The organism is Brevundimonas sp., from assembly GCF_016463485.1.
In the GTDB taxonomy this organism is placed as follows: domain Bacteria; phylum Pseudomonadota; class Alphaproteobacteria; order Caulobacterales; family Caulobacteraceae; genus Brevundimonas.
This window is the reverse complement of sequence record NZ_JAEMRD010000010.1, coordinates 1-21,973: the sequence shown is the minus strand read 5'-3', so window position 1 is coordinate 21,973 and position 21,973 is coordinate 1. Positions and strand designations below refer to the sequence as shown.

At 65.5% G+C, this 21,973-nt stretch carries 17 protein-coding genes; 10 read left to right on the top strand and 7 right to left on the bottom strand.

The window, feature by feature from the left end:
• Positions 1-4: 4 nt before the first annotated feature.
• Complete coding sequence (locus JHC99_RS03120) at positions 5-1,678, bottom strand: dihydroxy-acid dehydratase (protein ID WP_292152002.1); 1,674 nt, start codon at positions 1,676-1,678, stop codon at positions 5-7.
• Complete coding sequence (locus JHC99_RS03115; RefSeq protein ID WP_292152001.1) at positions 1,675-2,895, bottom strand: MFS transporter; 1,221 nt, start codon at positions 2,893-2,895, stop codon at positions 1,675-1,677. Before JHC99_RS03115 ends, JHC99_RS03120 begins: the two co-directional genes overlap by 4 nt.
• Between JHC99_RS03115 and JHC99_RS03110 the strand changes: the two genes are divergently transcribed.
• On the top strand, positions 2,894-3,133 hold the full coding sequence (locus tag JHC99_RS03110) for a hypothetical protein (protein WP_292152000.1): 240 nt from the start codon (positions 2,894-2,896) through the stop codon (positions 3,131-3,133). The genes JHC99_RS03115 and JHC99_RS03110 overlap by 2 nt on opposite strands.
• A 43-nt stretch (positions 3,134-3,176) precedes the next feature.
• Positions 3,177-5,507 (top strand): TonB-dependent receptor, encoded by a 2,331-nt coding sequence (locus JHC99_RS03105; protein ID WP_292151999.1) that lies wholly within the window; start codon positions 3,177-3,179, stop codon positions 5,505-5,507.
• 79 nt (positions 5,508-5,586) lie between these two features.
• On the opposite strand, the gene JHC99_RS03100 is transcribed toward JHC99_RS03105, so the two are convergent.
• Complete coding sequence (locus JHC99_RS03100) at positions 5,587-6,315, bottom strand: chorismate mutase (protein WP_292151998.1); 729 nt, start codon at positions 6,313-6,315, stop codon at positions 5,587-5,589.
• Between the two features lie 415 nt (positions 6,316-6,730).
• Here JHC99_RS03100 and JHC99_RS03095 point away from each other — a divergent pair, with 415 nt between their 5' ends.
• From JHC99_RS03095 to fahA, 4 genes are all read left to right on the top strand, one after another.
• On the top strand, positions 6,731-7,324 hold the full coding sequence (locus JHC99_RS03095; protein ID WP_292151997.1) for a MarR family winged helix-turn-helix transcriptional regulator: 594 nt from the start codon (positions 6,731-6,733) through the stop codon (positions 7,322-7,324).
• 153 nt (positions 7,325-7,477) lie between these two features.
• Positions 7,478-8,530 (top strand): 4-hydroxyphenylpyruvate dioxygenase, encoded by a 1,053-nt coding sequence (gene hppD / locus JHC99_RS03090; RefSeq protein ID WP_292151996.1) that lies wholly within the window; start codon positions 7,478-7,480, stop codon positions 8,528-8,530.
• Between the two features lie 58 nt (positions 8,531-8,588).
• Positions 8,589-9,869, top strand: a complete 1,281-nt coding sequence (gene hmgA, locus JHC99_RS03085) for a homogentisate 1,2-dioxygenase (RefSeq protein ID WP_292152027.1) — start codon at positions 8,589-8,591, stop codon at positions 9,867-9,869.
• Entirely contained in the window at positions 9,866-11,170 is a 1,305-nt protein-coding gene (gene fahA, locus JHC99_RS03080; RefSeq protein WP_292151995.1) for a fumarylacetoacetase, read from the top strand. The genes hmgA and fahA overlap by 4 nt, the downstream gene beginning before the upstream one ends.
• 25 nt (positions 11,171-11,195) lie before the next feature.
• On the opposite strand, the gene JHC99_RS03075 is transcribed toward fahA, so the two are convergent.
• Positions 11,196-11,891 (bottom strand): TetR/AcrR family transcriptional regulator, encoded by a 696-nt coding sequence (locus tag JHC99_RS03075; RefSeq protein ID WP_292151994.1) that lies wholly within the window; start codon positions 11,889-11,891, stop codon positions 11,196-11,198.
• Between the two features lie 136 nt (positions 11,892-12,027).
• Between JHC99_RS03075 and JHC99_RS03070 the strand changes: the two genes are divergently transcribed.
• The 3 genes from JHC99_RS03070 (at position 12,028) to JHC99_RS03060 (ending at position 17,344) form a co-directional block, all read left to right on the top strand.
• Positions 12,028-14,199, top strand: a complete 2,172-nt coding sequence (locus JHC99_RS03070; protein ID WP_292151993.1) for a TonB-dependent receptor — start codon at positions 12,028-12,030, stop codon at positions 14,197-14,199.
• A 22-nt stretch (positions 14,200-14,221) separates the two neighbouring features.
• Complete coding sequence (locus tag JHC99_RS03065; RefSeq protein ID WP_292151992.1) at positions 14,222-15,145, top strand: alpha/beta hydrolase; 924 nt, start codon at positions 14,222-14,224, stop codon at positions 15,143-15,145.
• 66 nt (positions 15,146-15,211) lie between these two features.
• A complete protein-coding gene (locus JHC99_RS03060; protein WP_292151991.1) occupies positions 15,212-17,344 on the top strand; it encodes an MFS transporter in 2,133 nt (710 codons plus the stop codon).
• A gap of 34 nt (positions 17,345-17,378) precedes the next feature.
• Here JHC99_RS03060 and JHC99_RS03055 read toward each other — a convergent pair whose 3' ends face one another.
• Positions 17,379-19,466 carry a TonB-dependent siderophore receptor gene (locus JHC99_RS03055; protein ID WP_292151990.1) on the bottom strand — a complete coding sequence of 696 codons (2,088 nt, stop codon included), beginning with the start codon at positions 19,464-19,466 and terminating at the stop codon, positions 17,379-17,381.
• Between the two features lie 170 nt (positions 19,467-19,636).
• Between JHC99_RS03055 and JHC99_RS03050 the strand changes: the two genes are divergently transcribed.
• Entirely contained in the window at positions 19,637-20,578 is a 942-nt protein-coding gene (locus JHC99_RS03050) for a TraB/GumN family protein (RefSeq protein ID WP_292151989.1), read from the top strand.
• Here JHC99_RS03050 and JHC99_RS03045 read toward each other — a convergent pair.
• Positions 20,572-21,165 carry a hypothetical protein gene (locus JHC99_RS03045; protein WP_292151988.1) on the bottom strand — a complete coding sequence of 198 codons (594 nt, stop codon included), beginning with the start codon at positions 21,163-21,165 and terminating at the stop codon, positions 20,572-20,574. The genes JHC99_RS03050 and JHC99_RS03045 overlap by 7 nt on opposite strands.
• Positions 21,166-21,284: 119 nt before the next feature.
• Positions 21,285-21,973: metallopeptidase TldD-related protein (locus tag JHC99_RS03040; protein WP_292151987.1), on the bottom strand; the 689-nt coding region annotated here is incomplete at its 5' end.

The following is a 21,973-nucleotide window of genomic DNA, read 5'->3' as shown; positions in this document are numbered from 1 at the left end:
AGGGTCAGTGGGTCACCGCGCCCAGGTCGGCAGGACCGACCAGACGGGCGTATTTCGACAGGGTCGGCGGCAGGTCTTCGCAAGGGCGGGGCGACCAGCGCGCGCGCCGGGCGGCAAGCACCGTCTCTGCGACCAACAGGTCCAGGCGGCGGGCCTCGGTGTCGATGCGGATGCGGTCTCCGGTCTCGACCAGGGCCAGCGGTCCGCCCTCCGCGGCCTCGGGGCCGACGTGGCCGATACACATGCCCCGGGTCGCGCCGGAAAACCGGCCGTCGGTCAGCAGCGCGACCGCCTCGCCCATGCCCTGGCCGTAAATCAGGGCCGTAACGCCCAGCATCTCGCGCATGCCCGGACCACCCTTGGGCCCCTCGTTGCGGATCACCAGGACGTCGCCGGCTTCATACTGGCGCTCCCGCACGGCCGCGACGGCCTCCTCTTCACTTTCGAAGACCCGGGCCGGCCCCTCATGTGAATTACGGGCCAGGCCGGCCGTCTTGATCAGCGAGCCCGCCGGGGCCAACGTTCCGGTCAGGACCACCACGCCGCCGGTCGACCGGATCGGCGAGCCTGCCTTGCGGACCACCGCGCCGTCGGGCGGAGCGGCCCGGGCGGCGATCTCGCCTATGGAAAGGCCCGAGATGGTCGGCTGGTCCGCGTGCAGGGCTCCGGCCTCGAGCAGGGCGCGCAGCACGGTGGGAACGCCGCCGACGGCATGCAGGTCCTTGGCCCAGAAGCGTCCACCCGGTTTCAGGTCCGCGACCAGCGGAGTCCGCTCGAACACGGCTCCGACGTCCTCAAGCGTGAAGCGAATGCCGCGTTCGTGCGCGATGGCGGGCAGGTGCAGGGCGGCGTTGGTGGAGCCGCCGGTGGCGGCGACGGTCGCCGCCGCGTTCTCGAGCGATTCGCGCGTGATCAGGTCGGAGGGCAGGGGCCCGCCATCGGCGATCAACCGCGCCAGGGTCTCGCCGGCGTGTCTGGCCAGGGCGCTGCGGGACGCCGCGACTGCCGGCGTCATAGCCGTATGGGACAGGGCCAAGCCCATGGCCTCGGCGGCCATCGCCATGGTGTTGGCCGTAAACTGGCCGGCGCAGGAGCCGAGCGAACCGATTCCGTTCCGTTCAAGGTCGTCGAGATCCTCGACGCTCATCTCGCCGGCATAGACCCGGCCGACGCCTTCATAGACATCGACGATCGCCGTCTCCTCGCCTCGCCAGCGACCCGGGAGGGCGGCGCCTCCGTAGAAGAAGACCGCGGGCCGATCGAGCCGCGCCATGGCCATCATGATTCCTGGCAGGGTCTTGTCGCACCCGGCGAAACCGATCAGCCCGTCGTAGCCGTGCGCGGTCATCACCGCCTCGATCGAGTCGGCGATCAGTTCCCTGGAGACCAGGCTGAACCGCATCCCCGGGTGGTTCATGCCCATGCTGTCGGCGACGGTGATCGTGGAGAACTCGAACGGCGTGACCTGGGCCCCCTCCAGCCCGGCTCGTGCGTAGGCGATCTGGGGCGCCAAGGTCATGGCGCAGGGGGTGACCGAGCCGCCGGTGGAGACCAGGGCACCGAAGGGCTGGGCGATGGCCCGGTCGTCGTGGCCCATGGCGCGCAGGAAGGCGCGGTGGGGGGTGCGATCCAGGCCGCCGGTGATGACGGTAGACCAGCGTTTGCCCGGAGCCGTCATACGCGTCGACCGTACTGGCCGAGCAGCCACACGCAGGTTGCGGCCAGGACCGAGACCACACCGGCGATGATGAACAGCGGGCCGCGTTCAATCCCGAAGCTCAGCAGCACGCCGGCGATGGTCGGGCCGGCGACCGCGCCGATCCGGCCGATGCCCATGGACCAGCCTATGCCGGTTCCGCGCAGGCGCTCGGGGTAGTATTCCGCCGCTACGGCCGCCATGCAGAGTTGGGCGCCGATGCTGAAGAAGCCTGCTGCGGCGACGGCGGCGATGAGAAGGCCCATCGAGCCTGTCGCCATGCCGATCAGCGCGACCATGACGCCGCCGACGAGATAGGCAGAGGCCAGTATGCCGTGCGGCCCCCGGCGATCGACCATGCGCGCGAAGACGAGACTGCCCGCGACGCTGCCCAGATTGAGCGCCGCCGAGGTGAGCAGCGCGCCCCGCACCGGTAGGCCGGCCTCGCGCATGAGCGTCGGCAGCCAGCTGATAATGAAATAGGACAGGAGCAGGCTGAGAGCGAAGGTCGTCCAGATCAGCAGGGTTCCTACGGCTCGCTTCTCTTCGAAGAGCTGGCGAATCGATCCCTGGGCTCGGTGGTGCGGCTCAACATGCAGGGCGGCCGCATCGAGGGGCGCACCGGCGCGGGCCAGTATTCTCGCCGCCTTGCCGTCCGCGCCGCGCGCCTTCAGATGCGCCAGAGACTCCGGAAGAAGCGGAATGACCACAAGCAGAGCGGCCAGGGGAGCGAGCCCGCCGACGAGGAAAACCGCTTCCCAACCGAATACAGGGATCATCCACGCGCTCAGCAGACTTCCCGCGACCGCGCCGATGGGGAAGCCGCTGAACATCAGCATGATCAAGCTCGCCCTGCGGTGCCGTGGCGAATACTCCGCCGTCAGGGCGATCAGAGCCGGAACGGCGCCGCCGAGGCCCAGTCCGGTGACAAGCCGCCCAACCATGAGTTCGGGCACTGTCGTCGCCTGGGTCAGCGCAAGGGACGTCAGGCCGAAGACGAGCATTGACGCGATAAGGACGGGGCGGCGGCCCCAGCGGTCTCCGGCGGGGCCCAGCAAAAGGGCACCCATCAGACTGCCTACGAGGCTGGCGCTGAAAATGGGGCCGAGTTGATGATGTTCGAGTCCCCAGTCCGGGCCGAGCGCCGGTGCCACGAAGGCCATGGCCTGGGTGTCGAATCCGTCCAGCGCCGCGATCATGAAACAGATGGCGAAGACAGTGATCTGGATTGTGGACAGCGCGCGGCTGTCGAACGGCCCCGGTTGCGCCTCGCTGTGTCCGGCAGTTGTTCTCGTTGTCAAAACACACCTCCCGCGCGTCGCTCTAAACGGCAACCTCGTCACATCTTTCTGGCATATTGTCGACCAAATGCAAGCGATGGATTGTCAAATGGTCGACAATATGCAGATTGGTGATTGCCGTCCTTGGAACGGCTAATGTGATCGCCCGTCAACGAACGGCGACTAGGGAGGATGAAAACATGCACGGGACCCGAATCCGTCTGCTGGCCGGTGCCAGCATGGTCATGGCCCTGGGGGCCGCCAGCCGCACTTATGCTCAGGAGACCGCAGTCCTGGTCCAGCCTGAGACCACGACGGTCGAAGAAATCATCGTCACCGCGGAACGGCGAGCCACCAATATCCAGGACACGCCGATCGCCATCACGGCGCTGACCGAGCAGTTCCTGGAGGAGCGCGGCGTCGACAGCGTCGAGGATCTGTCGGAGTTCACACCGAGCCTGCAGATCTTCGCCGAACAGGTGAACAACGAATCCTACATCATCCGGGGGATTGGCCGGTCGAACGAAGACCTGACCACCGACGCCGGCGTCGCGGTCAATATCAACGACATCTATATCTCGCAGCCTGGCGAGGCCAACGCGGCGGTCTATGACATCGCCCGCGTCGAGGTCCTGCGCGGCCCGCAAGGCACGCTTTACGGCAAGAACGCCGTAGGTGGCGTCATCAACATTATCACCGCCGCCCCGACCGGGACATTTTCAGGCCAGGCGTCGGCCGAGCTGGGCGACTTGGGGCTCCAGACCTATCAGGGGCATGTCAGCGGCCCGATCGCGGACGGTCTGCAGGGACGTCTCGCCGCCTATTCGCACCAGCGGAACGGCGCCTATACCAACCTGACGACGGGCGAGCGTGCCAATGATATCGAGGTCTTCGGCGTTCGCGGGTCGCTTCGATTCCGCCCCGACGACCTGACCCAGGTCGATCTGGTTCTCGACTATTCGGATTCGAAGCAGGACGGGGTGTTGAAGAGCGTGATCGCTGACAATCCGGGAGATCGCTACATTCTGAAGGACTTCTTCGAGGTCGATGAGTTCCCGACCCAGGAGGCCGATATCCGCTCGGCCCGCAGCGAGACCAACGGCAGCCAGGGCATCGAGCAGTGGGGCGGATCGCTCAAGGTCACGCGCGACCTGGGCGGGGCGGACCTCGTCTGGCTCGCCGGCTACCGGACCGAGGAAAGCTACAATGTGGAGGACATCGACCGGACCGAACGGTTGATCAACAACTTCTTCTCGGACCAAGACACATGGTCGACGAGTCAGGAGCTCCGACTGGTTTCCCGCGACGACGGTCCCCTTTCATTCGGCGGCCGGCTTCACTGGACGGTGGGCGTCTATGGGTTCCATGAAGAAGGTGAACGCGACCAGAGCATCTTCCTCAAGGCGCGGGTTCCATCCAGTCAACCGGGCGATCCGGACAATGACGATGACGGCCTGCTCGGACCGGGGTCGCCTGACGCCCAGGACAGTACGGCCCGGTTCATCCAGAACGTCGACACGGACAGCTATGCCGCTTTCGGCCAGGCGACCTGGGATCTGACGGATCGTCTGAGCGCCACCCTGGGTATGCGCTACACCAGCGAGAACAAGGCCGTGGAGATCGTCGGGACGTCCACGGCGCGGCTGCCGGGCGGCGACCCCTATTCGCTGTTCCAGTCCGAGGGCGATTATTCGGCGGCCGACGATGAGACCTGGGAGAAGTTCACGCCAAAGGTGGTGCTGGAATATGCGTTCTCGGACGACATCAACGGCTACGTCAGCTACGCGCGCGGCTTCAAGAGTGGCGGCTACAACGGTCAGGCGAACAGCGCGGCCGACGTGATACCGTTCCGGCCAGAAGTCGCCGATAACTATGAACTGGGGCTCAAGAGCGAACTGTTCGATCGTCGGCTGCGCGTGAACATGGCCGCCTTCCTCGTGGAATTCAGCGACCTTCAGGTGGCGGGCACAAACGCCCAGGGGCTCGTCGTCACCAGCAATGCCGCGAACGCCCGGATCGAAGGGTTCGAACTGGAAGCCCAGGCCCAGCCCACGCGCGCACTCAGCCTGCGCGCGGGCGTCTCTCTGCTCAGGGCGGAGTTCCGCGACTATTTCGTCGAGGAGTTCAATCCCACGATCACGGATGGTCCGCCGTTCGAGATCGTCGACAAGTCTGGCGACCGGCTGGACGACGTGCCGGAGTATACCGTCAGCCTGGGCCTCGACTATGACTGGGACCTGGCAGGCGGCGCCACTACGCGCTTCAGCGTGGATTCGACACTGAAGGGTGACACGGTGTCCAACCAGAACACCCTGCGGGCCAGCGACTACGCGATCGTCAACGCAAGGCTGACCTATATGGCCCCGGACGGCCGATGGGCCCTGTCGGGCTGGGTCGATAACATCACCGACGAAGAATACTACCGGGGCGGCGGCGCCGTGCCGGATTTCGACAAGTTCGTCGCCCGCGTCGGCCTTGTCGCGGATCCGCGCACCTTCGGCGTCCAGTTGAAGGTCAATTTCGGCGACTGAGATCGCGCGAAGATCCCTGGATCTCCCCGAAGCTTGAGGCGACCATTCCACGTTGGAATGGTCGCCTTAAGTGCGCGCATCAATAGGCGACGTCGTCCTGATCCGATGCGATCGATCCCACCCATCCCTCGATCTCGCCCGCCCCCGAGGCGTCCGTCAGCGCGAGCGTCCAGCCGTGGTGGGAGGTGATCCCCCATCGACGCGATCCGCCGCCGTCGCCCGCGTCTCCGCCGGCGCTCACCACGACCCGCCGGCCGGCAGGAAGGGCGGTGGGATCGATCCTGCCGACGGCGAGGGCCGTGGGTGCGCCTCCGACCGGGCCGAGGCCGTCAAAGACGCTCAGCTCCGACCACTGGCGACGCAGGCCGACCCACCAGGCATCGCTGTTGACCCGCAGAACCGAGACGCCGCACCGGTTCATCGCATGGTCAAGAGCCTCCTCGGCGCTCTGGACAAGCTGAATGTCAGCGGCTGCGCCGAAGCGTCGGCGCGCGGCGTCGAGCGTCCGGGACGCATCACCGGGGGACCAGACCCGAACCTGCAATCTGCCTTGGCGGGCGGTGCTCCATCCCATGATCTCGCGCCAGATCGCACAGATCGCGGAGCGGTTCTCCTCCAGCCCCAGGCGGGTCAGTCGATCCAGGATCGCCTGCTCCCGATCCGGCCTTATGTGAGGTCCGGCGTTTGTAACTGCATCCTTGGCGGCGCCGATCCGGGCCGCGACCGCCAGGCGCCGTTCGAACCTTTCCATGAGTTCGAGGTCGATCCGGTCGATCTCGTCGCGAAGTTGAGCCAGGGAGGGATGCATGGCCCTTTCGGACCAGAGTCCTTCCGGAGCTTCAGGCGGGTGGGCGGTGAGGGAGTGGGTGTGGCGAGACATGAGAACCTTCGGACTGACTTCGACGGAGGTGCGCGCAAGCGCAGGCCGCTCGTTCGGAGCGGTCGCCGGAGAGGTCAGAGCCCAGGGCCCAAGCCTTATCCGGCGTATCGAAAGCCGGTAAAAAGGAAGGCGGCGAACGCAGGGGCGACCGCGCGCGAGCGGTCCAGAAAATCGGAAACATTTGCGCGCGACGAAAGCATGTTCGGAGCCAATGGAGACAAGATTGTCTACAATATACATTGTATCGAAGTGTGCTGGGAGGTCAAGCGCAGGTTGAGACGACAGGTCGCTGCCTGTCCCCGAGGCGCGGTTTTGCGAAAGTCGATGACACGGCTAGGGTTGAATGCGGTCGGCCTCCGGCCCGCATCTTCTTTTGGGGCAGGCATTGGCGAAACTGACGCGATCGGACCCCAAGGAGGTCAGGAGGCAGCCGCTTGTCACCGACCCACAGCCGGCGGCACCCCCGCCAAAACCGTCAAAGTTGAGGCCCCGGGACTTTCGGCTCGACGACTATCTTCCCTATCAATTGTCGGTGGCCTCCAACGAAGTCTCGAACTGGATCGCGAGCGCCTATGAAGCGAAGTTCGGCGTTACGATCCCTCAGTGGCGACTAATGGCTGTCCTCGGCGGCGGCGGCGAGGCTACCCCCCTCGAGCTGCGACAGAAGACCGTCATGGACAAGGTGACGGTAAGCCGGGCCGCAAAGGGCCTGCTTGACCGGGGCCTGATAGAAGGGCGAGACAACCTGCGGGACGGCCGGTCCCACATCCTGTCCCTCAGTGCCGCCGGGCTCGACCTGTATCGAACCATCGCGCCGGTGGCGCTCGCCTTTGAGGCCGCATTGCTCGACCAGTGGAGCCCCGAGGAGGTTTCGCAGCTCAAGCAGCAGCTGCGTAAGCTGCATCGGACGGCCTCGGTTTTGACGAGGCTGCCCTGAGGCATCCGCAGCGCCTGGTTTCGTGTGCAACTATAACTCGCTGAGACCGGGGACGGTCAGGTTAGCACCCAATGAACCTAATTTCCGGCTTGACTCTCTCGTCTACAGAGGCAAATGAGGTTTCATATGCAACTATAATCGCGAGGCTCGACAATGTCCGATCGCCTGAATCCCTTGGGCCTGAATGGCTTCGAGTTCGCAGAGTTTACCAGCCCGGATCCGGCGGCGATGAAGGCCCTGTTTGAACAGCTGGGCTTCGTCGCCGCTCACACTCATCCAACGCGGCCGGTCACGCGATACAAGCAGGGACGCATCAGCCTGCTGGTAAACGAGGATCCGGCAGGGCAGTCGGCCGCGTTTCGGGCGGCCCATGGGCCTTCGGCCAACGGCATGGCCTTCCGGGTCGCCGACGCGGCCGAAGCCTTCGCCGCGGCGATCCAGCGCGGGGCTCGGGCCGGCGACGCGGCGCCGGGCGTTCTGGGCGAGGGGTCTTTCGTCCTGGAGGGCATCGGCGGCTCCAATCTCTATCTCGTCGACCACGACATCTATTCGGCGTGGACCCCTGTGCCCGGCGCAGCCGAGGCCGAGGCCGAGAACAGCGTCGGCCTCGACCTGCTGGACCACCTGACCCACAATGTCCGCCGAGGCGAGATGAAAACCTGGTCGAGCTTCTATCGGGACGTCTTCGGCTTCGAAGAGCAGAAGTATTTCGACATCAAGGGCCAGGCGACCGGCCTGTTCAGCCAGGCGATGATCGCGCCCGACAAGGCGATCCGCATCCCTCTCAACGAGAGCCAGGACGATCACAGCCAGATCGAGGAGTTTCTGAGGCAGTACAACGGCGAGGGAATTCAGCACCTCGCACTGACCACGGCCGACATTTTCGACACCGTCGAGAAACTGCGCGCGCGGGGCGTGAAGCTTCAGGACACGATTGAGACCTACTACGAGTTGGTGGACAAGCGCGTGCCGGGACATGGCCAGGATCTCGAGCGGCTTCGCAAGAACCGGATTCTGCTGGACGGCAACGTCGGCGACGAGGGTCTGTTGTTGCAGATCTTCACCGAGAACCTGTTTGGGCCGATCTTCTTCGAGATCATCCAGCGCAAGGGCAACGAAGGCTTCGGCAACGGCAATTTTCAGGCCCTGTTCGAATCGATCGAGCTGGACCAGATCCGCCGTGGCGTCATCACGATCGACGCCTGATCCGATGACGTCGCACGACACGGTGGCGAACGGGGCGGGCACCGCGCCGGCCGGGGCGATGATGCCCGGATTCGGCAATCACTTCTCGACGGAGGCGATCCCGGGTGCCCTGCCGATCGGCCAGAATTCGCCGCAGCGCACCCCGTTCGGACTGTTCGCGGAACAGCTGTCGGGCACCGCCTTCACCGCGCCGAGAACGGAGAACCGGCGGGCCTGGCTTTACCGTCTGCGACCCAGTGCGAACCACCCGCCGTTCGAGCGGTACGCCGGCGCGCCGCATCTGCAGTCCTCGCCATTCGATGCCGCCAACGCCTCGCCGAACCGGATGCGATGGAACCCGCTGCCACTGCCCGAAGCGGCGACCGATTTCGTCGACGGCATGGTCACTTATGGGGGGACGGGGGACGTGGCGACCGGAGACGGCGTCGCCATCCATCTTTACGCCGCCAACCGGTCCATGGCGGATCGTGTCTTCATGAACGCCGACGGTGAACTGCTTATCGTGCCGGAGGTCGGCGGCCTGCGGATCGTGACCGAGATGGGCGTTCTGATCGTTGAGCCCTTGCAGATCGCCCTCGTTCCCCGGGGACTGCGGTTCCGCGTCGAGCTCTGCGAGCCCACGGCGCGTGGCTATGTCCTGGAAAACTACGGGGCGGCGTTCCGGCTCCCCGACCTGGGGCCCATCGGCTCGAACGGCCTGGCAAATCCGCGTGATTTCGAAACGCCCTCGGCCGCGTTCGAGGATCGGGATGTTTCGACGGAACTGATCCAGAAGTTCCAGGGCGGATTGTGGGCGACGCAACTCGATTACAGTCCGCTGGACGTCGTCGCCTGGCACGGCAATCTCGCGCCTTGCGCCTATGATCTGAGGCGGTTCAACACCATCAATACGGTCAGTTTCGACCACCCGGATCCGTCGATCTTCACCGTGCTGACCAGTCCCAGCCATACGTCCGGTACCGCCAACAGTGACTTCGTCATCTTTCCTCCGCGGTGGATGGTCGCCGAGCATACGTTCCGCCCGCCGTGGTTCCATCGCAATGTGATGAGCGAGTTCATGGGCCTGATCCACGGGTCCTATGACGCCAAGGCCGATGGCTTCGCGCCCGGTGGGGCCTCTCTCCACAATCAGATGAATGGTCACGGGCCTGATCGCGCCACCTACGAAAAGGCGATCGTCGACGATCTGACTCCGCACAGGATCTCTGACACCATGGCCTTCATGTTCGAAACCCGGCTGGTCATCCGGCCGAGCCGCTTCGCCGTTGAGACACCGCTTGTCCATCTTGACTACGACGACTGCTGGGCCGGCTTCGTCAAGCCGGAGGCGTTCCGGTGACGCGCCCCGGGCTGGACGAGACTCACGATCCAGATCTAAGGAGTTGGGTCGCAAGCGCGGACGGGGACACCGATTTCCCGATCCAGAACCTGCCGTTTGGCGTGTTTACCGCCGACGGTGCCGGCCCGAGGCCCTGCGTGGCCATCGGCGACCTGGTCCTCGATCTCGCCGGTAGCGCCACCGACGGTCTGTTGTCGGATTTCGAGGCTGCGGACCTCGTCGGACCGACCCTGAACGTGGTCCTCGCCTGGCCGCCCTCGCGGCGCGTGGCGCTGCGTCGCAAACTCTCCCAGCTCCTGTCAGACCGGGCATACGCCGGCCGCGTTCAACCCCATCTCCTGCGCCAGTCGGACGTCAGCCTCGGACTTCCCGCGCGCATCGGCGACTACACGGATTTCTACGTCGGCATTCATCACGCGACGAATGTCGGCAAGCTTTTCCGGCCCGACAATCCGCTGCTGGCCAACTACAAATATGTGCCGATCGGCTATCATGGACGGGCGTCCTCGATCCGGGCGTCAGGCGTTCCCGTTCGGCGACCTCGCGGACAGACCCTGCCGACCGGGGCCACGGTGCCGTCGTTCGGACCGGTCGGCCGGCTCGATTTCGAACTCGAACTGGGCCTCTGGATCGGACAGGGCAACGCCTTGGGCGAGTCCATCGGCATCGCCGAGGCCGGTGACCACATCGCCGGATATTGCCTGTTGAACGACTGGTCCGCACGTGATGTTCAGGCTTGGGAATATCAGCCGCTCGGCCCTTTCCTGGCCAAGAATTTTCACAGCACCATCTCTCCCTGGATCGTCACCAGCGAAGCTCTGGAGCCCTTCCGCCGGCCTCAGCCGGCACGTCCGGCCGACGACCCCGCGCCGTTGCCCTATCTCTGGGATGAACGCGACCAGGCACGAGGCGGTCTGGCGATCGAACTCGAGATTTCGCTGACGACAGCCGCGATGCGTGCCACGCGTCAGGATCCGGCCATCATAACACGCAGTCGCGCGGCGGAAATGTACTGGACGGCGGCTCAGATGGTCACCCACCATGCCTCGAACGGCTGCGAACTTCAGCCCGGCGACCTTCTGGGCACCGGGACCCTGTCCTCGGCGGATCGTGAGGGCTACGGCAGCCTGCTGGAAATCACGGAGGGCGGGCGCCAGCCTTTGACGCTGCCGAATGGTCAGACACGCACCTTTCTTCAGGACGGCGACGAAGTCTGCCTGAAGGGGCGCGCGAAAGCGGAGGGCTTCGTTCCGATCGGATTCGGCGACTGTCGAGCCACCGTGCTTCCGGCCGCCGACTGAATCATCAAGCTGGCGTGGGTGGCCTTCACAGGCCCGCCTGAATGATGGCGTGTCGCAGAGGCTCTTTCGGCATCGTCGGCAGCGGAGCGGCCGCAATCGCCTGGGCGCGGTCCTCCGGAACGCCGAAGGCGCGAAGCAGCATCAGCCCTGCGGCCTCTATATCACCAACGGCGAGGCCGTCGGTCATGGCCCGTCGGATAAGCATGACGACGAGTCCATAGCCCATATCCATGGCGACAGCAGGAGATGGCACATCGATGGCTGCGATCACCTGGGCCTGCCGCATCGACGCCTCGGCGTGCTGGCGCATGTGTGGCGTCGCCGGGCCGATCAGCGGAGTCACGCGAACCATGACCCCGCTGCAGGACGGGTCAGAGGATAATCTCAGAATCGTATACTGAATGTTCCGGCAGATCCTCTCGGCCGGATCCGTCAGATGATCAAAGAACAAGGACTGCTCGGTGTTCAGCTGGGCCGTAATGGTGGCCGCCATATCCTTGAGCATGTCTTCGTAGGTCGAGAAATAGTTGTAGAAGGATCCCCGGGCCAGGCCGGCGGCGTCCCGCACGTCATCGACAGTGACGCGGTCCATTCCCCTCTCATCGAACAGTCCGAAGGCCGCCGCCAGGATGCGCGCCCGCGTCCGCGCGCGTTTTTCACGCCCGACCCGCGTTCTGAAGGGCTCAGAGCCCTCAATCTCGATTGTCTCCGCCCTTGGCATTTGGATCCTGTCTCACGGCGCGATCCGCCGACGTCAACCAAAAAACCAGATTGACGAAACGTCATTATGACGATACGCCAGAGGTAATGATAAGGCAGAGGACGATCCACGTTCCCAAGCCGAGAGGGAGGACATGATGATCGATACAAGATTGTACGTCGGACTGTTGCTGGCGGGACTCCTGCCATCAGCAGCGATCGCTCAGGAAGCGGGCCCTGCTTCGCAGGCTACCTCACTGGATGAAGTGGTCGTCACAGCGCAGCGGCGCAGTGAGAATCTTCAGTCCGTGCCGATCGCGGTCAGCGTCGTTTCGGCGGAAACGCTCGCCTCGGCGGGCGCTACCGACATCACCGACCTGAACCACCTGGCACCGGGCCTTCATATCCAGGCGTCCGCGGGTTTTCTCGTTCCCCGCATCCGCGGGATCGGTACTACGGCCTACGGGGCCGGGCTCGAGAACTCCATCGCGACCTATGTCGATGGGGTTTACTACGCCTCAGGTGCCGGTTCGCTGCTGGGCCTGAACAACGTCGCCCAGATCGATGTTCTCAAGGGGCCGCAAGGCACACTCTTTGGCCGCAATGCCACAGGCGGCCTGATCCAGATCACCACGCGCGAACCCAGTCAGGCGTTCACCGGCCAGGCCAGCGCGACCTACGGCAACTATGAGTCCGCTTCGGCCAGCCTGTATCTCGCGGGCGGCCTGACCGACACCCTGGCTGCTGACCTCGCGATCCAGATTGCGGGACAGGGCGAAGGCTACGGGGTCAATCTCAACACTGGCAACGACGTCTATCGCACAGAGGAGGATTTCGCCGTCCGCTCCAAATGGGTCTTCTCACCCGGCCCCTCGACGGACATCCAGCTTATTGTCGACTACCTGGGTCGCGAGGGCAGCGGCACGGTCAGTTCTCACCAGGCGCCGGGCACCAAGCCCCTGTTTGGCCCCGCCTTCGCGGGCTCGCCGTGGGACATCGACTCCGACATCGATCCCGATCAGTCGCTGACCGGCGGTGGTGCCAGCCTGCGATGGGAGCAGGGCATTGGCGATCTGAATTTCTTGTCCATCACGGCCTACCGGGAGTCCTCCAGCTACCTGAGGTTCGACACCGACCTGACCCCGACGCCAGCCTTGACCCTGTCGAACTCGACGCTGGACGACCAGCAATTTTCGCAGGAATTTCAGCTTCAATCAGGCAGTGGATCGAACTTCCAATGGCTGGCGGGCGTCTATTATTTCAGCGCCGACGGTAAGTTCAATCCCAACGAACTCACCTTCGGAGGGCCTCTGATCAACCCTCGATTTCCAATCCAGACTGTCACCAGCCACGCAAACCAGAAGACGGAATCCTACGCCGCCTATGGCCAGGCGACATTCGCGATCGGTCCCGACACCAATCTGACCGCCGGTCTTCGCTACACCACCGAAACCCGCTCGATCCGGTCGCTGACGGAGGGAACGCTTGTCGGGGGAATACCGACTGGCCCCCTGGCTCCCGAGACCACGGATTCCAGGGACTATGAGAAGCCGACCTGGCGTCTAGCGCTCGACCACAAATTGGCTGAGGGCGTCCTAGTCTATGCCTCCTACAATCGCGGCTTCAAGAGCGGCGGGTTCAATGCGGCGCTGCCGAACGATCCGCCCTTCGAGCCGGAAGTCCTTGATGCCTATGAGGTCGGGCTCAAATCCGTTTTCCTGGACAGGCGCGTCCGGCTCAACGGCGCGGCGTTCTTTTACGACTACGCCAACATCCAGGTGGGTCGGTATCAGAACGGTCAGATCGGCTATTACAACGGCGCCTCCGCGGAGATTTACGGTGCCGATATCGACATCGAAGCCCATGTCGTCTCCGGCCTGACCCTGCGCGCCGGGCTCAGCCTGCTGCACGACCGGTTCAAGTCGTTTCCCAACGCAATCTTCGCTATTCCCCGTCCGACTGGAGGGACCCAGGCGGTCATCGCATCCGCCGAGGGAAATCGTCTCCCGCTGACCCCGGACGCTACCTTCAATCTGAACATCAACTACGAGAAATACACCACATCGGGGACCTGGACGGTGGACGCCGGCTACTATGCGAACAGCGGGTGGTTTGGCCAATCGGACAATATCCTCCAGCAGGACGGCTATTCCACGTTCGACTTCGCTTTGGGCTGGCGTGCGCCGGACGATCGCATCGGTGTCCGTCTGTGGGGCAAGAATCTGGGCGATGAAGCCGTCGCCAGCGCCCTTGGTGCCTCCGACATCTCGAGCATCGTGCAGTACGAGGCGCCGAGAACCTACGGCCTGACCCTCACCTCGAGCTTCTAGCTCGCCAGCCGGAAATCGCGCGATGGCCTACGACTCGATCTACGAACCCCTGCGCCGGTTTCCAGCGATGGATATCGGCAAGCTGAAAATGGCCCGCGTGATGATGCGGGCCATGCAGGCCGCCCACCCGAAGAAGACGTCGCCGGACGTCGAGATCGAGGATCAACTGATCGCGCGTGCGGGGCGTTCGATTCCCATCCGCCTTTACCGGCCGCGAAACGTCGAGAAAGCCGGCGTACTGCTCTTCTTTCATGGAGGCGGATTCATTGTCGGCAATCTCGACACCGAACACGCGCGGTGCGTTGACTATGCGGCGCTAGGGAAGTGCGCCGTGGTCTCCGTGGATTATCGGCTGGCGCCGGAGGACCCCTTTCCGGCGGCTCATGACGACGGCTGGGAAATCCTCAACTGGCTGCGCGAAGGTGGAGCCGGGGACAAGATCGATCCGACCCGGATCGGCGTGGGCGGCGGCAGCGCCGGGGCTACCCTGGCGGCCGGGCTGGCGCTGAGAGATCGCGACGAGGGCTCGGCGTCGATTTCATTCGTCCTGCTGATGCAACCCGTCGTCGATCATCTCTGCTCGCAACCTTCGGCGCAAACCTTCACCGACACCCTGTTCCTCAGGGCCGGGGATCTGCCGGTGTCCTGGCGTGCCTATCTGGGAAAGAGCCCGCCCACGGGCCCCCTGCTCAGCTATGCCTCTCCCTTCGCTGCAAGCGATTTCCGCGGGCTCGCGCCGACACTTGCGATCATCGGCGCGGAGGATCCCTCACGCGACGAGGCCCTGGCGCTGGCGTCGCGCATGATGGCCGACGATGTCGATGTCGAACTGCATTTCTTCCCCGGCGCTCCCCACGGTTTCGAAATGGTCGAAGCCGCGCCGGCGACGCAGACGTCTCTCGCGCTGCGCGCATCGGCCCTCATCCGCGCCCTCGCTCGCGCATGACGTCGCGGCATTCCTTTCGTCGAGCCGTCCTGAACCGGGCCGGGCGCGGCCCATGGCAGACCCCTGATGACAATTGACCCCTCTTTCGATGCCCTGAAGACACTGTTTCAACCCCCGGAAGGAGATCTGGCCTCCGTCCGAATCGCCGTCGCCGCCGGCGAGGCCGCGCGGCGACGCTCGGGCCCCTCCAGCGCACAGGTCGAGGCTAGGAGGCTGCCTGGTCCGGCGGGCGATGTGCCCGTAAGGCTCTACCGGCCCGGTCATGCCGATCCTGTCGGCGCTCTGATCTATTTCCACGGCGGGGGCTTCGTGGTCGGTGGGCTCGACGGCGAACACGACCGCTGCATGGACTACGCGGAACAGGCGGGATGCCTGGTGGTCTCGGTCGACTATCGTCTCGCCCCTGAGAATCCCTTTCCGGCAGCCTCCGACGATGGTCTGGCCGTTCTGACCTGGCTCGCCGAACACGCGGAGACGCTCGGCGTGGACCCCCGGCGTATCGCCCTGGGCGGGGCCAGCGCGGGCGGCGCCATCGCCGCCGGCCTCGCGCTCCGCGCCCGCGATCTCGGTCGGGGCGTGTGTTTCGTCCTGCTGGTGCAGCCCGCGCTCGACCACCTGTCGTCGTTCGCCTCGGCTCGAACCTTGGAAGGTGCCCCATTCCCGCAGCCCGGGCAGCTTGGCCAGACCTGGCGCGCCTATCTGGGTTCCGCGGCGCCCTCGGGCGCAACGCTCAGCTATGCGGCCCCCTTTTCCGCCGAGACGCTCGCCGGCTTTCCGCCGACCTGCCTGATGCTTGGCGGTGCCGACCCCTTGCGAGACGAAGGAATGGCGTTTGCGCGTCGCTTGCTCGACGCCGGATCGGAGGTCGAGCTTCACGTCGTGCCGGGTGCGCCCCACGGCTTCGACATGGTTGACGCCGCCGCTCTCACCCGCAGCAGCGTCGTGGTCCGTGTCGCCGCCCTGAACCGCGCGTTCACGCCTTCGGCGCCTGCCCGTTCAAACAGCCGGTCTGCCGCGAGGAACACGCTGATCGCCGCTTCGGTGGCGATGGCCCTCAGCATCCTGCCCGTTTTCGCCGGCACCTTCCCCTTGTTCCTCAACGTGCTGACCCGGGATCATGTCTTCACAGCGTCAACGTTCACCAGCCTGCTGCTGATCTCGGCCGTGTCGGCATCCCTGGCCAATGTCGCCGCCGGCTGGGCGGTTGACCGGTTCGGACCCAAGGCGGTCAGCCTGCCGGGGGTGATCCTGTTTGGCCTGTCGATCGCGGGGCTTTCATGGTCCGATCGCTTGGGCTGGGGTCTCTATCCGCTATGCGTCACGCTCGGCGTGGCGGCGGCGATGAGCGGACCCGTGGCTTACGCCAAGGCCATCGCCGGCTGGTTCGAGGCCCGGCGCGGTGTGGCCCTGAGCGTGGTCGTCACCGCCGCGCCCATGCTGTCGGCGGCGCTCATGGCACCGGTGGCGGCCCTCCTGATCGACCAGTTCGGCTGGCGCGGCGCGTATCAGATGATCGGCGGTGTCGTGGCGATCGTCGGTGCTGCGGTTCTGTTGACCCTCTTCCGCGACCCGCCGGTCGCACAGGCGGACGACCTGCTTGGAGCCGGACCAGGCTTCGGCGTTGATTTCGGCAAGGCGTTGAGCCGGGCACCCTTCTGGATGATCACCCTCGCCGTCGCCCTGGGTGGGGTCGTCGCAAGCGGAGTCTCCGGCCAGATGCTGACGATCGCAACGGAGGTCGGAGTCGATCGCTCCATAGCGGTCCTGGCCCTTTCGGCTATGTCCGGAGCGGGTCTCCTCGGTGCCCTGGCCTCCGGCGTCGTCGTCGATCGGCTTGAGACGCCACGGTCGGTCGCCTTCGGATTCCTTCTGGCGATCGCCGGCGTGGTCGTGCTGCGCCTGTCGGATCAGCCCGCGCTGTTCCTGACCGGCTGCGCCCTGCTGGGGGCCGGCAATTTCGCCGCGGGTTCGGCGCTGCCGTATCTGATGGGCCGCTTCTTCGGCATTCGGCGATTTGGCGAGATCTTTGGCGCCTGCGTCGCAGTGGTGGCGATCTGCTCGGCGGCAGGTCCACTGCTTTTCGGGATCGCTCAGGGATTGGGTCTGGGACTATCCGGCGTACTGAACATCTGTCTGGGGCTCCTGCTGCTGGCGACGTTCATGATCCTTTCGCTGCGCCGATATCCGGAAGCGTTCTGACGTCAGGTTCCATCAGCTGACCCACCGCTCAAGCCTAGAACGTCTTCCTCAGGCGCAGTGACACGAAGGTGTTGGGGTCGATCTCGCGGTCCTCGGTGAAGGCGATGGTGCGGGGCGTGCGCGTCGCATAGACCTCGCGGTGGGTCGTGAAGTCGTTCCAGATGTTCAGCTGGGCCCGCAGCGACAGGGTCGGGGTGGGCTTGTATTCGATGAAGCTCTCGAAATAGTTGGCACCGCGGAAAGAATTGGTCTGGTCCGGGTCATAGCTGGCCTGATGCAGGCGGGGCAGCCAGGCGATGCCGTACTGGATCTTCCAGCTGGTGATGTCCTGCTGGAAAGCGACGTTGGCCTGGCTGGCGCGAACGCCCGAGATCGGTCGGTCCTCGCCGGTGGTCGGGTCGGTGACGCTGGTCTTGTTCCAGTCGTTGCGGAAGGTGAAGCGACCGCCCGGGATCTTCAGCCTGTCGAGCGGGATCACCACATTGAGCGACAGCTGGTCGAGGGTCCCGTCGCCGATGTTGCCGGTCGCTGACAGGCCACCGGGCAGGGGCAGGCGGTCGATCACGTCGATGATCTCATCGTGGCGATAGCCGATCGAGACGATGCCTTCGCCCCAGAACCGGCGCTCATAGGCCAGTTCGGAGATCCAGCGCTGTTCGGGCTCCAGGTCGACGTTACCGCCGAACACCGTGCCGTCGTCGAGCTCGGCCGAGGCCGCGAAATCGCCGAAGTCGAGCTGGCCCAGTTCACGCTCGAAGCGGAAACGCAGCTGGTTGTTGGCCATGGGGGTCCAGGTGGCCAAAAAGCGCGGCTTGGCGAAGAAGAAGGACTTTTCCTGATTGGCGTCGCCGGACTGGCTGATGGTCGAACCTTCGAGGCGCAGGCCGGCCTCCAGCGTCAGGTTCGGCCGCACGCGCCACGTGCCCTTGCCAAAGGCCTCGCCGCGCGTTTCCTCGACCTTGACCGAGGCGGAGGGCAGGGGGACGTTGGTTCCGCCGATCGAGAAGGCCTGTGTCACGTCCAGGATATTGTAGGCCAGTTCGGCGCCGCCCTCGAACGTCAGGGTCGGCGAGCGTTCGTTACGCAGCAGGGCGCGGACGATCGATTCCGACTCGTCGCCTTCGGATGCAAAGACCTGCACCGGATCGTCGACGCCGTTGATGCGGGTATTGGAGGTCGAGATGTCTTCGGACTGCTCGAACTCGTGGATCGCCCGCATTTCCAGCGTCCAGCGGGGATTGAGCGGACGCGTCCAGGTCAGGCCCAACTCGCCGTTGGTCTCGTCGTCCTGGTATTCGCTGCGCCGGAACGCGGTCGCGGAGCGCAGTTCCTGCCAGCTCTCATAGTCGTTGACGCCGAGGCGCGAGGTCGCGTCGATCTTGCCGCCGAACAGGGGACCCGAATAGTTGCCACGAATGGCCTGGCCGCCGCCGCCCTGGTCGTTGCGGAAGGCCTCGTCGCGGATGATCGCGCCGGAGGCATTGCGGCGGATGCTGCGGCCCGGCCCGTTGGAATCGCTCGTCCCCATGCCGTCGGCCAGGGTGACGCCCCAGGAGCGGTCACCGACCTTGGCGGTATACTGATAGCGGGCCCCGAAGATGTCGCGCCCACCGTCGAAGAAGATGCCGTCCATGGAGAAGATGGACTGATGGCTGTTCTGGGTCTTCAGGATCACGTTGGCGATCACCGAATAGCCCTGCATGTCGATGCCCGGCGCACCGCCCCGGATCAACTCGATGCGCTCGACCTGGGCGGCGGTGGTGCGCGACAGGACGTTGGAGCCGGTGTCGGACTTGGAAGCCGGACGGGCGTTGTTGATCAGGACGTTGCCGACCGCGCCTTCAAAGCCTCGGCTGCCCGAGCCGTCCTCTACCGAGAAACCGGGCACGCGATTGACCATGTCGAGCGCCGTGTTCGGTCGCTGGGCGGCGAAGAAGTCGGGGGTGAAGACCAGCACGCCGCGCTGATTCGCATCCATCAGAGGGGCGCTCTGGGTCGGACCGGTGGGCACGGGGGCCTCGGCGACCTGGGGCGTGACGGGGGGCTTTGGATCGGGCTCGGCGAAGGCCGCGCCGGCGCTGAACAGCATGGCCGTTCCGGCCAGAAGAATGGTCTTGGTCATCGCCTGGGGTTCCCCTCGTTTGTGACCCGAGGTTTGCCGGGACAGGGGCGGTGTCTCCAGTTACAAGACGGACAGGTGGATTAAATCTCGGACATATTACAGGGGGCTAAGGTGGATGTTCTGTAATCATCCGCCTTTGTTTGGTCATGAAGACATCAGGCTGGCATATTGTGTCCGTTGCTGTTCTGGGCGCTCTGGCGTTGCAGACTGCGGCGCTTGCTCAGGACGTTCCGGACCCCGAGGCGACCTCGGTAGATGACGTCGTCGTCACCGCGCGTCGAGCGGGGTCGCCGATCTGGCAGGTCGAGCAGGGCGGCTCGACCGTCATCCTGGTCGGGGCCATCGGTGGGGTGCCCCGCGATTTCGACTGGCGTCCCGAGGCGCTGGAGGCGGCGACGGCGCGGTCGCAGCGCATCCTGTATCCTCAACAGGCCGAGGCCTCGATCAGCGATCTGCTGAGGCTGGTCTGGCGGATGCGGACCATCGCCAACCTGCCCAACGGCACGACCAGCGCCGACTATCTGTCGCCCGAACTTCAGGGGCGGCTGGAGGCGGTGATGGCGGGTGAGCGAGGCGACCGGTGGCGCACCCAGAGCTTCGTCGCTCTGGGGTTCGACCTGCTGGAAAGGGCGGGGCTGGACCGGCGTGGGCGGGGCGCGACCGATGCGGTCCGGCGTGCGGCGCGAGAGGCCGATGTCGACGGCAAGCCGGTGGGGGTAGTGCGCGGCGATGAGTTGATCGACAACCTGATCACCCAGCCGCCTTCGACCTATCTGCCCTGTATCGAGGCGGCGATCGCGGCGGCCGAGGCGGGACCAGCCGGGGCCATGGCGCGCGTCGAGGCATGGCGGTCGCTGCGGGTGCCCGACGTGCTGGCTACACCGCTGGACAAGGCGCTGAACGTCTGCTGGCCGTCAGGCGATCCGGAGATCGCGCCCGTGTTGCGGACCCAGTGGGCCGAAGCCGCGACGGCGGCCCTGGCCGAGCCGGGGGTCACCCTGGCGGTGGCACCCCTGCGCATCCTGGCCGAGCCGGGCGGTGTTCTGGACCAGCTGGAGGCCCAAGGGCTGGAGGTCATCGGACCGGACTGGAAGCCGGACGAGGCTCAGTAGAATTCGCTTTCGCGCGAAAGGCGGCCGCCTGACGAGGAATAGACGCGGCGGTCGGCGTCGTCTCGGGCGCGGGCTTCCATCCGGGCCTCCATCGCGGCGCGACGGGCCTCGCGTTCGGCACGCCAGTCGGGTCGGGGGGCGTCGAAACCGAAGGCCAGGGGGCGGGGCTGGTAGTCGTCGCGACGATCGTCCTGGCGTGGGGCCGGGTCTTCGTAGCGAGCCCGGTCTTCATAGCCCCGGTCATTGTACCCAGGCGGTTCGCGATCGTCGGCGCGCCAGTCGTCTTCCACATAGGCGGGCTGTTCGGCGTAGTAATCGGTGTTCTCGTTCGGTACGGGCTCGGGCATCCGGCCGTCGAAGCCGTTGTTCAGGGCACCCACATCCATGACGTCGCCCGGCTGGACCTCGCGTTCAACCGGGGGAACGACCGCAATGTTCAGGGCCGGGCCGGTGGCGCTCTCCGCATCCGCTGCGCTCCTGTTGGTCAGGGCGAACCCGCCCAGCGTCAGGGCCAGGACAGCGACGCCGCCCGCGATCCACCAGCGCACCTTCGGCTCGCTGAGCCGGTCGAGAAGGGGATGGGACATGAGGCCGCCTCCGATGAGAGCTCGATGAGCCCGTTTGTCCGCCCTGTCGTCAACGCCTGCGCCATCACAATGCGGCGAAGGGGCGGCGGTTCCTGACGGACCCGCGTCGCGCGAAGAGCCTAGACCGCCGTGCCGCCCACCGTCAGGCCGCCGATCTTGAGCGAGGGTTGGCCGATGCCGACGGGAACGCCTTGCCCCGCCTTGCCGCAGACGCCGACGCCGGGATCGAAGGCGAAGTCGTCGCCGATCATGCTGACGTTCTGCAACGCCGTGGCGCCGTCGCCGATCAGGGTCGCGCCACGCACGGGGGCGGTGATCTTGCCGTCCTCGATCAGATAGGCCTCGGTACACTGAAAGACGAACTTGCCGTTGGTGATGTCCACCTGGCCGCCACCGAAGTTCGCGGCATAGAGGCCGCGCTTGGTCGAGGCGATCATATCGGCCTGTTTGTCGCGGCCGCCCTCCATGAAGGTATTGGTCATGCGCGGCATGGGGACGTGAGCGAAGGACTGGCGGCGACCGTTGCCGGTGGCGCGCTGGCCCAGTTGACGGGCGCTCAGCCGGTCGTTCATCAGCCCGACCATGATGCCATCCTCGATCAGGACGGTGCGCGAGGTGGGCGTGCCTTCGTCATCGACCGACAGGGAGCCGCGCCGCCCGGCGATGGAGCCGTCGTCGACGACGGTGACGCCCGGCGCAGCGACCCGCTTGCCCATCATGCCGGTGAAGACCGACGAGCCCTTGCGGTGAAAGTCGCCCTCGAAGCCGTGGCCGATGGCCTCGTGCAGCAGGACGCCGGGCCAGCCGG